This is a genomic window from Paraburkholderia sp. 32 (assembly GCF_050435345.1).
Classification (GTDB): Bacteria; Pseudomonadota; Gammaproteobacteria; order Burkholderiales; family Burkholderiaceae; genus Paraburkholderia; species Paraburkholderia tuberum.
In genome coordinates this window covers 3,931,446-3,945,623 of record NZ_JBNDKD010000003.1, presented here as the reverse complement: position 1 = coordinate 3,945,623, position 14,178 = coordinate 3,931,446, and the positions used below count along the sequence as shown (strand labels likewise).

The window sequence follows — 14,178 nt, the reverse complement described above, 5'->3', positions numbered from 1 at the left end:
GGAACGCGCGCCAGTTCTCGCGGGTGCCGACCCGCTGCGAAGAACGTCGATCTGACGCTCACAACGTGTCCTGAAAGCGTCGGATAGCGCGGCCAGCTTCGGCGTGCGCCCGTGATAAGCGGAAGGGATGGGGTCCGGATGGTTCATGGCGGAAATTTCACGATGCTTCGAGCCGCACGATGACGGCGGAAATGTTGTCGCGCGCGCGACGCGCAAGGGCGAGCTCGAACAGGCGCTCGATCTGCCGGCGTGGACTGTGCTGCTCGCGACAGGCCGCGGTCAATTCGCCATCACTCAGCTCCTTGTTGACGCCATCCGAGCACAGCAGGAACTGCATGCCGGGACGGCTGCCGGCCATGGCCCAGTCGACGTAGAGCGTCTCGTCGACGCCGACCGCCCGGGTCAGCACGCCAGTGCCCACGCCTGCCGGCGCGCGCAGTCCGAAATGCGTGATGTCGACCGCTTGACCATGCACGTGGTCGCGAGTGAGTTGCGTCAGTGCGCCGTTTTCCTGAACGTACACGCGGCTATCGCCGACCCAGCCGCACAGCACGAACTGCTGGTCATGCACCAGCAGCGCGACGGTCGAACCGATCACGTCGGTTTGTCGCGCGACGGCGGCCTCGCGCAGTTCGGTGTTCACCTGCTGCAGGCTGTCTTCGATCGCAGCAATGAAGTCGAAGACGCTGCCTTCGCGCGTCAGCGCACCAAGGCGTTCGATGATCAGCGTGCTCGCGTAGTCGCCGGCCGAATGGCCGCCCAGACCGTCGGCCACAGCCCACAGTCCGAGGTCCTCGCGAACCAGAATCGCATCTTCATTGCGGCGGCGCACCTTGCCTGTCTCGGTGTGGCCGGCGGAGCAACAATGCGTCGTCATGAGCCGGCTTCAATCACGGCCAGCGGCCATTGCGCGGGCTGCGTGCCGAGGCCCGCGCACATCGCAAGATGCAGGCGGGCGTCATCGTTCGTGGTCAATGCCAGCGCCTCGAGCAGACACGCGTGCGGAAGCTGGATGAGCGCGCGGCTGACGAGCAACAGCAGGCGATCGTCATCCTCGAGCGTGATGCACGCTTCGTCGCAATCCGGCTCTTCGGAGGCGCCGATGCCGGGCATCGCGAGCCATGCATCGCCGAACAGCAGATCGTCAAATTCGCCGCCCGCGCCTGCCGCCCGCTCGACGAACAGTGGTTGCAACTGGCCGCGCCGCCAGTGCCAGGCTGCTGCGGCGCCGATCCGCAGCAGTCGCACCTGCGCTGCGTCAAAGCGCGCGACGAGGGCAGCGCCGTTTGCTGCCGCTGCGTAACGCGCATCGTGCGCATCGTGCGCATCGTGCGCATCGTGCCGGGCGCCGCGCAGTTGCGCGTGCAGCGCCAGCAGGCCGGTCCGCAGACTGGGCAGATCCGCCGCACTGCGCTGCGCCGTCTCGCGGATGGCGCGCGCTGCACGTTGATGCGAGTGAGACGGGCCGTCATCGGCACTCAGCACCAGCGTGCGGCCGTCGTCGAGTAGCAGCAGCGCATCGCTGGCATCTGCAGCGTGACCGGCTGCCGATGAACCGACGGGCAACACTCGATCATCGTGACCATCCTCCGCGTGCAGACCGGATTGCCCGGCAGCGATCTCTTCATCGCCCGGCAACGCAACAGACTCCCACTGACGAGCGGATGCCGAGCCGAACTCGCGCAGCGCATCGCCCATGTCACCCATGTCACCCATGTCGCCCACGTCGCCCACCCTCGACACCACCGGCTCCAGTAGCGCTGCGTAGCTCAACGGCAAACCACGCGTCGCCAGCAGGCACGCAGCACGTTCGGTCCACCAGAGGCACCACGGCCCCGGCCGCTTGCCGAGTTGCGACCATGCCTCGGCCAGCACCATCCCAACGGCCGCGCCTTCGGGCATCGCCAGTCGCCATTGACCGCCGTCGCACGGCAGCGCGCGCCAGAACGCAGCCATGTCGGTCGCGGGTCGCACGTGCGTCAGCGGACCGGGCAACGCCGCCACGCGCACATCGAACGTGTCGACGCTCACGACCTCGTGCTGCGCACTGCGATAGACGCGCTCGAGCGCGTCGAACCACGCGTGATTGCCGAGCACGGTCGCGACATCGCCGCCACAGGGCGCAGCCAGCACCATCGGAAAGGCGCGGCCGAGCCGATCGACGGCCGGTCCGATCAGACCGCACCACGCGACGTTGCCGCACACCGGTGCCGGCAGCACGAAGCGCCACGCCGCGCCCTGTCGCCATGCGGCGTCCCAGTGCGCTCCGAGTTCGCGGCGCCCGGTTTCGACCGCGCGCTGGAAGTCACGGTCCCAGCCTTCGACGAACACGGACGGCAGCCGTCGCTGAACAAAATCGCCCGCGCTGGGCAACTTCCCGAAGAAGCCGACTCCACCGTTCATCGCGGACACCTGAAACGACGGACTTCGTCGTTGAGGAACGGGTTCTTCAGACTCGCGGGCGCGATCGGCAGCTTCACTGCATGGCCGCCGAAGTCGAAGGTCGCGAGATAGCGCAGATCGCTTTGCTTTTGCAGACGGGCCGCATCGAGCGCGTGGAAGAACGCCCAGTCGCCATTGAATTTCAGCGGCGTGCCGACCGGCTGGCCGGACGTATCGAACGCACTGACGACCACGTGTCCGGGCTGCGGTCCAGGCCACATCATCGTCATGCTCGCGGGGCCGTTCGCCGCGTAGTCGTACTTCTGCCCGTCGATTTCGACGGTCAGCTTCGCGATTGCCGGATCGAGCTGCGGCGCGAGCAGCGTAAAGCCGACCTGCAGTTGCGCGCCGTTGCGGAAATAGATCTGGCGGATCGCGTCGGCACTCTGCGCTTCGCTCAGCACGGCGTCGGGGCCGGCCGGCGCGCCGGGCTTCCAGCGCCAGTTGCGGCCACTCGTGTCGACTGATTTCGCGAGCGTCGACTTGAAGAAACTGTCGAACCGTCCGCCATTGCCGAACAGCTCGGCGAAGTTCTGCACGGGGATGTCCGATGCACGGTTCGACGCAAACGGATAGCGGCCATCGACGAAGCTCGCGCAATCGTTGCCCGCTGCCTCGCGAAACTGGCTGGCGAGCGCGGCGCTGCTTCCGCTCGCGACCAGATCCGCGCTCCTGCCGGTGAGGCCGGAAATCAGCGAAGCCACCTGCGGCGGCAACTGGTCGCTCTCCTGGCGCGCCGCGAGCACGGCCGGATTGTTCTGCGCGCCGGGTGCGCTCAGGTCAGTCATCGTCAACAGGTTCTTGCCGAGCTGGTCGAGCACGGTCGACATCTGATCGAGCGGCGTCGAACCCGGCGTGCCGACGCTCATCTGGTTCAACTGCGCGAAATGCGCCTCGATGGCGGCGCCCGGCTGGCTGGCCGGCGCTTCGCCCGAACCCGGTTTGGTGCTTGCGGTGCCGTTGGTCGTGGTGCCGTCCGGCAACGTTGCGCCCGCATCGCGCAATTCGCCGGCAAGGCGCGTGTTGGCAGCGCGTCTCGCGACCAGGCTCTCGCCTACAGATGCCGCCTGCGCGCCCACCGCCGAAGCCGACAAAACCGATGAAGCCGAAGTTGCACCGTCAGCCGTGGCGCCGCGCAACATGTCGCTGGTGTTGTCACGCACGAGATGCAGCAGCGCTTTCAGCGGCGAACTCGGACCCGACAGTTTCGCGGCCAGCGCACTCGCGCCCTGAATGTCGGACACCGGCTGAAGTTGCAGATCGGCGAGCAATGCGTCCCACGCCTTGATGTAGTCCTGCTCATACAGCGCCAGCACCTGCTGTTCGTAGCGCGAGCGCGCGAGCGGATCGATGCGGCTGGCGTTGAAGACCCAGTAGTCCTTCACGAAGCCGTCCACCGATCGATCGATTCCGCCGTTCACCTCGGCGGCGAAAACCGGCCTCGTGAACAGCGCGGGGAACGGTTGCGAAAGCGGCGCGCCACTCTTGCGGCGAAACACGCTGCCAAGCAGTCCGAGCGACTGGTCGAGTCGCACCGGCGGCGCCCCCGAACGCCCGGCGTCGAGCTGGACGCTGCCGTAGATCAGCGTCGCGAGATCAGCGGTCTTCAGCGTCGCGCGCGCCTGATCGATCAGCGCGTTGTCGAGCGTCAGCGCGCGCGGCCTCGCCGGATCGTCGACCAGCGCGGAAAAGTGTTTGTCGAGCGCGTTCTGGATCGCCGGGTCCTGCGGGAACATGCGTTGCCATTCGATGCGCGCGAGCGCGGCCAGCTCGCCGGGATCGAGATGCTGCGGCTGGCCGAGCATCAGATAGCCCTTCAGGTAGTCGTAGAGTGCCTGCGGAGCGTTGGCACTGGCGTTGAGTCCTTCCCGAAAGCGCACGCCGACGCCGGGCAGCAAGGTGCCGTCGAGTTCGCGCAGATACGCGGCATGCACCTGCCCGAACAACGCGTGTCCCTGGAACAGGCCGAAGCGCATCAGCCAGGGCACGTGGCCCTGATACTGGCCCGCGACGCCCTGCGCGCCCGAGATGACTTCGAGGCGCGCGAGCGCACGCGCGAAATACGTCTTGAGATCCGGCGCGCCGGCGAGGCTGCTGGCTGGCGGCAGGTCTTCCAGGGTGTCCTGCACCTGCGCGACGTAGAGACGGTTGCGCGTGTAACTGGTGGCGAAGCCGGTGATCAGCAGCGCCGTGACGAGCGCGATGCCGATATACATCCCGGCCTGCATCAGCAGCTTCTGCCGTTCCAGCCGCGGATTGGTGCCGGCGAGGCCCGACTCGCGGAACAGCACTTCCTTCAGCAGCCGTTCGACGAAAAACGTCCGGCGTTGCGTGCCGCCGCCCTGCACGCGTGCCGCGTCGACGCCGAAGGTGCGCGCGACGGCGCTCAGCATGCGGTCGATCGGCGCGCCCTGCTGGGTGCCGGAGGTCAGATAGGCGCCGCGCAACAGCGGCGCTGCGCCGTACTGATGACGCCCGAACGCGCCTTCGACGAACTGCCGCGCAATTTCGCGAAACGCGCCGAACTGCTGCGGAAAGCTGAGCACGGCGGCGCGTCGGCTGCGATCGCGCTCCCCATGCAGACGCTCGATCACGCGCGTATTCAGACGCTCCAGCAACAGGTCGAACTCGCCCGCGAAGCGCGCGCAGGCGCTGCCGTCGATACTCGCGTCGACGGGAAACGTCATGCCCCAGACCTGATTGCGCAGATCGGGCCCGAGATCGTCGAAGAACTCGGTGAAGCCCGCCACGAGATCGCACTTGGTGAACACGAGATACACGGGCACCGCCACCTTCAGGTGCTGCGCGAGTTCGTCGAGGCGCCGGCGCACGGTGCGGATGTGCTGTTGACGCGTGTCTTCGTCGAACGTCAGCAGATCGGACACGCTCATGGTCACGATCACGCCGTTCAGCGGACGGCGCCGCCGATAGCGGCGCAGCAGCGACAGAAACGCCTGCCACGCGGACGCGTCGGCGGCCGCATCGGAGTCCTGCGTCGTGTAGCGGCCCGCGGTGTCGAGAAACACCGCTTCGTCGGTGAACCACCAGTCGCAGTTGCGCGTGCCGCCGATGCCGCGCAGCGCCTCCTTGCCGAAGCGCTCCGAGAGCGGAAACTCGAGCCCGGAATTCTGCACCAGGGTGCTCTTGCCCGAGCCCGGCGGACCGATCACCACATACCACGGCAGCGCGTAGAGATTGCTGCCATTCCTGCGGGTCTTGCGCAACATATCGATTGCTTCGCGAAAGCGACGCTGCAACTGCTCGCGTTCGGCGCTGCCGGGATCGTCGAGCGGAAGCTGCGCGTCCTGTCCAGCCAGCTCGCCGGACAGTTGCGACGTCTTGAGCCGCGCGCGCCATTGCATGACCTGTTCGACCAGCAGCCAGCCGAGCACGATCGCGAAAATCAGAGCCAGCCGGGCCGCGGCGCTCGCGAGCGGTTGCCGTTCTCCGATCCCGAGATAGGGGCCGCCCAGCCAGATCAGCGCAGCGATCAATAGCAATCCGATCGCGACGGTGAACCACCGGGACGTCACCCAGGTTTTCAGCGTGTTCATGGGTTCAGTGCTCCGGGATATACAGGATTTCCACGCGACGGTTGCGCGTGCGGTTCGCCGGCAGATCGGCCGGCGTCGCGATCGGCTGCGACGAGCCAGCGCCGCTCGCTTCGAGACGATGCGGATCGTCGAGCCCCTGCGCGAGAATCTGCTGCGTGTTCTGCGCGCGCGCCGTCGACAGCGCGAAGTTGTCCTTGAAGGTCAGCGAACGCACGGGCTGGTCGTCGGTGTGGCCGACGACGATCACCCTGCCCTTCACCTGATTCAGCGCCGACGTGATCCGGTGCAGGAGCGACACCACGTCGGGCGCGATGTCGGCGCCGCCCGACGGGAACAGTTCGGCGGCGGCGAGACGCACCGTGTCGCGGCCATCGGGTTGTTCGTCGACGCTCAACTGGCCGGCCTGTTCCTGTGGCGCGAGCAGTTGCTTGAGCGTCACGCGCGCGGCCGTGGGCGCGGGCGTCGCGACGGTTTGCGGCGGCGGCGTGTTCTCGAGACCGATCGCGGCAAGCTGTGCGCCGACTGGCGCAGCGAGCGCGTTGAGCTTCGTGAAAAACACCAGGAATGCACCCAGCAGCACGACGGCCGCAGCCGACGCGGCGACCCACATCGGCACATGCCGCATCACCGGATTGCGGCGGTCTTCGACGCCGCGCCAATGCGGCGCCAGTTCCGCGGCGGGCGCTTCGCGCAGCCCGCGAATGCGCCGATAGAGATCGTCCTGAATGTCGGCCAGGCGCGCGAGGCCGCCTGGTTCCACGAGATAGCGTCCGCCGAAGCCCAGCGCGAGACAGATGTACATCAGCTCGATCAGATCGAGATGGCGCGAGAAGTCGACGCTCAGGCGATCGAGGATCTGGAAGAACTTCGCGCCACCGTAGGCCTCGCCGTGGAATGTCACGAGCAGCGTCTTTTGCGCCCAGCCGCTCAGGTCGCCCCACGGCGCATTGTTCACCGACTCGTCGAGCATCGTGCATAGCACGTAGCGCGCTGCCACGATGGTTTGCGTGTCGATGCCCGCGCCCTGTGCGTAGCGCTCGAAGCTGCGCACCTGTGCGACCGCCTGTTCGCGCAGACGGCCGACGTCGGTGGGCGGCGCAACGCTGTGCCGCAATTGCACCGTCAGCAGCAGCAGCGGATTGGCCGCACGGACGAGCGGATTGGCGACACCGCTCAGGAAGTCGCCCAGCTCGGCGCGCAGCGGCGGCGGGCCAGGCGGCTGCGACGGCCGGTTTGCCGGCATCACGCGCGAAGTGGGCGATGCCGGCCGCACGATGCGCGTGAGCTCGCCGGCGTCGGTGTTGGGATCGGCGTTGGGATCGCCGTTGACGGCGCGCTGCGGGCGCACCATCGTCGCATCGCCGCGCCGGGTTGCGTCGGCGGAACGGTCGTTGGTGGTATTCATGCGCGTACCGCCCACAGTTGCAGGTCGAGACCGGCGAAGCCGCTACCGAAGTGCATCGCGATGCCGCCGGACGTCTTCAACATGCGCCACATCGGCGAGTTTCTGTCGCACTCGAAATAGAGGAAGCCCGACATGTAGGGCAACTGGCGCGGCGCGACCGCCATCGGCGATACGCCGATGCCCGGCAGTTGCAGGTTCACCAGATCGCGGATCTTTTCGACAGGACCGATCTTCGATTGAGTCGGCAGTTGCCGGCGCATGTCTTCGGACTTCAGGTCGGCCTTCGCGGCGAGCACGAAGCTCGCCGTATCGAGCAGCGTGAGATCGGGCACCATGCCGACCCACACGCCATACTTGCGCTGCTGCAGCGGAATCGCGACAGCACTCTGTTCGAGCACCGCGCTCAACGCGATGCGCAGCGCCGCGATCACCGGCTCGAAGCTTTCGCGCAGCAGTTCGTGCCGATACGGCGGAAAAGCCTGCGCGCGCTTGCCCGGCGTCGTGAATGTAGCCAGCTCGCCGGCCAGTTCGAGCAGCAGCCGGTAAAGCGCTTCGGGGTGCAGCAGCGGCGCCTCGGCAAGATGCGCGACGAGCGGCTGATAGCGGTTGATCACCTGCAGCAGCAGAAAGTCCGCGATTTCCGCGGCACCGCCGCGATCGGTCTCGCTCACACGTCCTGCGAGCGCCTCGCCGCGCTGATGAAGCAAGCCGAGCAGCTCGGACAGGAACGTGACAAGCCGCCCGGCCGCTTCGGTGCTCTGCGCGGTCGGCATGAAGCCATCGTCGAGGATCACCCGCCGATCGGCGCGGCATTCGACGACCCGTGCCAACGGAATCCGCATCAGGCCTTCCATCGGCTGCAATTCGGGTAAAAGACGTGTGCTCATGCCCGCAACTTCGAGCGCGGTGACGCCTTCCATGCTGCCCGACGCATCGCGCACTTCGGTTTCGCGCACGCGATAGCGGAACAGTTGATCGCTGCCGGCGCCGGGCCATGCGCTGTCCGGCTGCGTGGGCGAACGCAGCGGCAAGGTCAGATGAACGATCTGGTCGCGCCAGTTCGCATCGATATCGAGCGGCGGCGGCAGTGGATCATCGCCGGGCATTGCGAACGGCGTGCCGTCGGGAAACACGCCGCGTGCGCGCTTGATGCCGAGCTTGCCGATTGCGAGCAGATCGCTTTCCAGTTCGAGTTCGTGAAAGCCCCATGCGTGCGGACGCAGATTGCCCGCGCGCAGCTCCACGTAACGCTCGAAATAGCGTTCCTGCTGCTGCATGTGCTGCGGCCTGAGGAACAGGCCTTCGCTCCATACCACCTTGTTGCTCTGGGTCATGTCGGTGAACCGGATAGGGGTTGTCACACGTCGCGCGACGAGTGCGGGTCGCGACGGCCTCGGGCCTCGCCGCACCGCGTTACGCCGGCGGGTCGCGTTGGCTGGTTACGTTGGCTCGTTGCGCCGCCTTTTCAGGCGTCCGAGCTGTTCTTCGTAGGCGCGCGCGAATTCATCGCCGAAAAGCCGCCTGAAGCATTCATCGGGATTGCTCGTGACTTCTTCGAACTGTTCCTTGTAGCGCTCCCAGTGACGCGGCCGGCCACCGAGCGGCAAACGGCGCACGCTGCCTTCGGCTTCCCGTTCGATCCTCGCCGGATCGAAATACGCGAGCAGCGACTGGAACGCGGAACGCACGCCAGCAAGCATCGCCATCTGGTGATTGCGGATGTCGTCGGCGGCATCGTTCAGCGCGGCGTTGCCGCGGAGGAAGCCGCCATCGGGCGGCGCGAGCAGCCTCATGACGGCTTCCTGCGCGGTCGGCGCGAACTTCAACGGGTTGTTTTCGGAACGCTGGATCAACGTCGCGGGCAGCCGGAAGCTGTTCTTCAGTTCGGCGCGCGCGCGTAGCACGTCCATCATCGCGTCGACGGCAAGGTGGAACATTTCCATCAATTCGGGAGCGTCTTCGCCGGCGGGCGACGGGGCGGCAGAGGCGAGCGGAGCGGTCGGAACCGCACGCACTGCCGGCGATGCAACTGCCGCAGCGATCACGACGGGTGTTGTGTCCGGCGACGCGTGCGAATGCATCGGCGTTTCCGACTGCGTTTGATTTTGCGGCGGCACCTGCGTCGGCGTCGATGCGTGCGTTGGCGCAACCGCGAATGGTCCGGTCAGATCTCCCGACCAGCGTTGCTGTCGCGGCGACGGTGCGGGCACAAGCGCCGGGATCCCGCCAGTCGTCATGGACACATCTTCAGAAGGTTCGAGCCGCCCCTGCCCGGAACGCGCGGCGACCAGGCTCGCGCTCGCGTCCCAGTCTTCCGGGAGCACGGGCCCGCCAAGCCGTGCCGCCTCGGCCTGCGGCGGCCGGAAGCGGTCGGCCGCCGCAGGCGTGTGGTTCCAACCGGGCGCGGACGATACGCGAGGCAGCGGTTCGTCGGCGTAGGACGATGGCACATCGAACAACGCGAGTGGATCGAGGCTCGCGCCCGGCGCCGATCCATCGGCGACGCCCGGAATCAGGCCTTCGGCCTCGCCCGCATGCTCCTGCGCCGGGGTGGCGCGCCGTGGCGCGAGCAGCAGGCTCAGGTCCAGCGGACCCCTGTTTTGCGCAGGCGCAGGCGCCGGTGCGCAGGCAGGGGCCGGCGCGGCAGCAACGAAAGACGCGGTGCGCCCCGGATCGACAGAACCGGCCCGCGGGTTCGGTTCGGTCGCACCGTTGCCGCTCAAGCGCACGCTGACATCGAACGTGTCGATCTGCAAGCGGTCTCCTTGCTTCAGGGCGGCCGGATCGCCTTTTCGCAGTGGCGCGCCGTTCAGCGACATGCCGTTCGTGCTGCGGTCCTCGATGAAATACATGCCGTTCAGGTAGCGCACCAGCGCGTGCAGACGCGACACGCCTTCCGTGCCCAGCACCCAGTCGCACTCGTCGGAACGGCCGATGCTCCCATCGCGGCAGTCGAACACCTGCTCGCGGCTTGCGTCGAAGCCGCCGGTCCCCTCGCCTTCTATCGAGAGAATCAGCCTCTGCGCGGCGCTCATTGCATACCTCCATCGCTACCTTCAGGAACACTCAGCAGGCCCAGCGCATCGCGCACGAACGCGGCACGGCGTGCATCGAACCGCGCGGGCACCAGCGCGGCCATGTAGCTCACCGCGGCCGTCGCCGCGATCGCCGTCAGATGCTCCGGCGGCGGCGTCGGCCGCTCGTGCTGCGGATTCAGGTTGCCGCCCGACCAACCTGCGGCGGCAGCCGTCCATGCGCCGATCGTCCGGTAGCGATGCGTCTTCGCGAACGCGAGCGCCGCGGCGCGTTGCGCTTCCATGGGATCGCGCACCCACGCTTCCGCGAGTTCGAGACCTGCGCGGTCGTGTTCGTCGAGCGTCTGACGGCGGCAGCACTGGCACGCCCACGCCACCGCATAACGGCGCGGCAGAAGACGACCAAGCAGGCTCAACGCATCGGCTGAATGTCCGGCGTCGAGCAATGTCTGCACCGCCGAACGCGCCGCCATCGACGGCCGCAGGCACGCTTGCGCGCGCGTGGAAAGCCGCATCTGGCGCGCTGCTTCGAAAATCGACGGCGTGCTCATAAGATCATCGGAGCCGCGCCGCCCAGTACCGCCGTCGCGGTCCCGATCAACTGCAGGTTGGTGGACTGCACGAGGCAATCGGCCTCGGACAGGATTTCCATCGCCGCGATCGAACTCATGTTCAGATTCGCTTTCGAGTTGATCTCCATCGCAAGGCCCGATGCCATCGTCACGTTCATCTCTCCGTTAAGCGAGATGCTGGTGCCTTGAATCGCGATCTCGCCGGTGCTGTTCATCGTGATGCTGGCAAGTCCGGTGACCAGCCTGATCTGGTTGCCCGCCGTCAGCGTGTAGTTGCGCGCGACCTGTACATAGTGGTCGTGCTCCGACTCTTCGCGCAGATCCCTTTGCGCGTGAATCAGCACCTGCTCGCTGCCCACCCGGTCTTCGAAGCGGATCTCGTTGTAGTCGTCACTACCGCCACCTTCGTGGCTGCGGCTTTTCACACCGCTTTGGGTCTTGTTGTCCGGCAGGTTGTACGGCGGCATGTTGTCGGCGTTGTAGACACTGCCGATGATCAGCGGCCGGTCCGGATTGCCGTCGAGAAAGCTGACCACCACTTCCTGTCCGACGCGCGGGATGAACTGCGCGCCCCAGCGCTTGCCGGCCCACATCTGCGCGACCCGCACCGGGCACGAGTTCCGCGCGTTCGGTTTGCCCTGACGATTCCAGAAGAACGTGACCTGCACGCGGCCGTATTTGTCGACGGCGATGTCTTCGGGCGTATCGCCGTACACCACCGCCGTCTGCAGGCCGGCGATCACCGGACGCGGCGTCGTCGGCATCGTGCGAAACAGCTGGCGGCTGCGGATCGCCTTGAAGCCGCACCTGAACGGCGCCTCGCCATCGTCTCCACCGCCGCCCGCCGAGTAGTCCGGCTCGACGAGGCGCGTCACCGCGTCGATCACGAGGTATTCGTGATTCGCGTCGGCAAGCGGAAAGTCCTTGAGCCTGAACAGCGCACCCGTGGCGAGACCACAGGCGTCGGTGTGGCCGGCGCTCATCGCGAGCGGCACATTCAACGCATCCGCGCGCACCTGCGCGTAGCGCTGGCCGTCCGACAGACGCTCGTCGTAGCCAACGTAGTCGTACGCATAGTCGTAGATGTCGAGGCCGCTCACGTTGTGCGCGTCCTCCATGTCGGTCAGCTCTTCGGTGGCAAGCAGCGATGCTTTCGGCTTCAGATAGTCGTAGTCGTCGAGCTGCACCTTCGTCGCGTTGACCGCGCGAGAGGTCGCCCAGTCGCTGATCGACGCCTTCATGCGCTTGCCCCGCCCGATCGGCGGCGCATAGGGAATCTGCTCGAAGCCAGCCACGCTCGAGTGCGCGCCGAGCGCATCGGCGAGCACCATCGTGTGCGTGCTCTGCGTATGCGTGAAGAAGTAGTAGATGCCTTCCTGCTCCATCAGCCGGCTGACGAAGTCGAAGTCGCTTTCGCGGTACTGCACGCAATAGTCGCGCGGCGGATAGCTACCGCTGAGGCTCACCTTCAGATCGCTATAGCCGATGTCGCCAAGTACCGACTGGACGATCTGCGGCACACTCATGCTTCGATAGATGCGGCAGTCGCGTCTGCGCGTCGCTAACCACGGTTTCGGCACGAGCGTGAACGTGTAGACCGCATAGCGCACGTTGTCGATGTTGACGAAGCCGCCTTGCTCGCCTTCGCGGACAATCGCGTTGAAGTAGCGCGTATAGCCTTGCGGCGTGACAAGCTTCACCGTCATCGGCGTGCCCAGCAGCGAACGCAGATCGACTTCCGCGTTCTTGCTGATCGCTTCGAGCCGATATGAAAACAGCCGACCGAGCGACTCGGTCGCGGTCATGTTTGCGAACAGGAGACTGCTGCCGAGACTGGAAGTGAGTGTGATTGCGTGGGCCATGACGTGATCTGCGAACCTTCTTTACGTTGCGGGTAAGTCGTACTGGACGGAAAGCCGCAGCGCGGTGATCGAACCGGTATCGGCGCCGCTGTTGCGAACCGGACGCCTCCAGGTTGACGGTTTTTGCCTGCTGGCACCGCTCCATCTCCCGGCGCGATTAGTACGCCCTTTGGCAAACAGAACACCCGGCCCACGCGATCTATTCCTTCGCCATGGCGCAAATGAATTTGATATAGGTCGTCCTGCGTGTTATGGATCAACCCGATATTGACGTGATCCCGGATTCGTTCGAAGAACTCATACGCCAAGCCAATCGTGAAAGTAACCGTCCCTGACCTTGTGCATGGGGAAGTACCAGTTATCTCGCATGAATAGATTGTTCTGCAGTTTCTGACCCGAGGTCTGAGAGCGGACTTGCTCCTCGAACATTTTGTCCCGGACCTTTTTGAAGCCTGAACTCTGCGCTGCTGCCGTTGGTCCCGTCATTCTGATCGTGCTCGTCCGGACGTCATTCATATATTCTGTTCGCAGATCATTGCTGGTCTTGATCGATCTGAAGTTGCTGTGTATGAGCGATTTGTAGGACTTCAAGCCACCGCTGCCAGCGTGACTCGCAATGATCGAGTTGCTGATCGATGGCGTCTGGTCGCCTCTGACGTACTGTTCCCACCAGTTTGGATTCACCCAGTCGCTCTCGCTTATTCCGTAATACCAGGCGGGATGCACGGCGGAGAATCGCGGGTAAGACTGGTGGCAGATGATTTCCCCCAAGGGACTGACGCAGCTGACGTCGGTATCGACATAGAGACCGCCATGCTGAAGAAGAATCTCGATTCGCAGAATATCGCTGGCCGAACCGAAGTTGGCTCCGCGATTGACCAATTCGCGTCGGTAAATCGTCGAGTTCTTACCCATCTTCAAATCATGCTGCACCTCGCGCAGCTTGAGCCTGTTCTGCTCGCAGAAGTTTATGATCGAGTTGACCTGGCGGCCCCGCATTCCACGCAAATCCTCGCCGCGCATGTTCAGATACTGATTCAGATATCTCATCGTTGCCGAATCGCCCCCGTCCTGACCCAAACGTTGAGCTACCTCATCCCATTGGTTCGGAGTAGTGCTGGCATTGTGTTGTACGCTGATCTGGCGGCGACGTTCGCCTGTCAGTAACTGATTGGCGTCAATCCAGAGATTCACCTCCCAATCGGGGTTCAACCTTGGAAACGTTATGATGCAATCGCGGTTTCGTTGCGGGATATCGCCGCCAATCCAGATAATATGAATTATCTTTGGAATAGCTTTCACGTTTTG

At 65.3% G+C, this 14,178-nt stretch carries 9 protein-coding genes; all 9 read right to left on the bottom strand.

The annotated features are described in order from the left end of the window. Positions 1-157: 157 nt before the first annotated feature. The 9 genes from OKW26_RS40975 to OKW26_RS40935 all read right to left on the bottom strand — a co-directional run bounded on the left by OKW26_RS40975 (position 158) and on the right by OKW26_RS40935 (position 14,172). The gene (locus tag OKW26_RS40975) at positions 158-877 is read right to left on the bottom strand and encodes a PP2C family protein-serine/threonine phosphatase (protein WP_429357100.1); all 720 of its coding nucleotides are present in this window, start codon (positions 875-877) and stop codon (positions 158-160) included. After that, positions 874-2,403 (bottom strand): type VI secretion system-associated protein TagF, encoded by a 1,530-nt coding sequence (tagF, locus tag OKW26_RS40970; RefSeq protein WP_429357099.1) that lies wholly within the window; start codon positions 2,401-2,403, stop codon positions 874-876. The genes OKW26_RS40975 and tagF overlap by 4 nt, the downstream gene beginning before the upstream one ends. Continuing rightward, entirely contained in the window at positions 2,400-5,996 is a 3,597-nt protein-coding gene (gene tssM, locus OKW26_RS40965) for a type VI secretion system membrane subunit TssM (RefSeq protein ID WP_429357098.1), read from the bottom strand. The genes tagF and tssM overlap by 4 nt, the downstream gene beginning before the upstream one ends. A gap of 4 nt (positions 5,997-6,000) precedes the next feature. Beyond that, positions 6,001-7,401 (bottom strand): type IVB secretion system protein IcmH/DotU, encoded by a 1,401-nt coding sequence (gene icmH / locus OKW26_RS40960; RefSeq protein ID WP_429357097.1) that lies wholly within the window; start codon positions 7,399-7,401, stop codon positions 6,001-6,003. Continuing rightward, on the bottom strand, positions 7,398-8,735 hold the full coding sequence (tssK, locus tag OKW26_RS40955; RefSeq protein WP_429357096.1) for a type VI secretion system baseplate subunit TssK: 1,338 nt from the start codon (positions 8,733-8,735) through the stop codon (positions 7,398-7,400). The genes icmH and tssK overlap by 4 nt, the downstream gene beginning before the upstream one ends. 105 nt (positions 8,736-8,840) lie before the next feature. Next, entirely contained in the window at positions 8,841-10,436 is a 1,596-nt protein-coding gene (gene tagH / locus OKW26_RS40950; protein WP_429357095.1) for a type VI secretion system-associated FHA domain protein TagH, read from the bottom strand. After that, positions 10,433-10,987, bottom strand: a complete 555-nt coding sequence (locus OKW26_RS40945) for a DUF6931 family protein (protein WP_429357094.1) — start codon at positions 10,985-10,987, stop codon at positions 10,433-10,435. The genes tagH and OKW26_RS40945 overlap by 4 nt, the downstream gene beginning before the upstream one ends. Continuing rightward, a complete protein-coding gene (tssI, locus tag OKW26_RS40940; RefSeq protein WP_429357093.1) occupies positions 10,984-12,870 on the bottom strand; it encodes a type VI secretion system tip protein TssI/VgrG in 1,887 nt (628 codons plus the stop codon). The genes OKW26_RS40945 and tssI overlap by 4 nt, the downstream gene beginning before the upstream one ends. A gap of 297 nt (positions 12,871-13,167) precedes the next feature. Next, entirely contained in the window at positions 13,168-14,172 is a 1,005-nt protein-coding gene (locus OKW26_RS40935; protein ID WP_429357092.1) for a TcdA/TcdB catalytic glycosyltransferase domain-containing protein, read from the bottom strand. Positions 14,173-14,178: the final 6 nt, after the last annotated feature.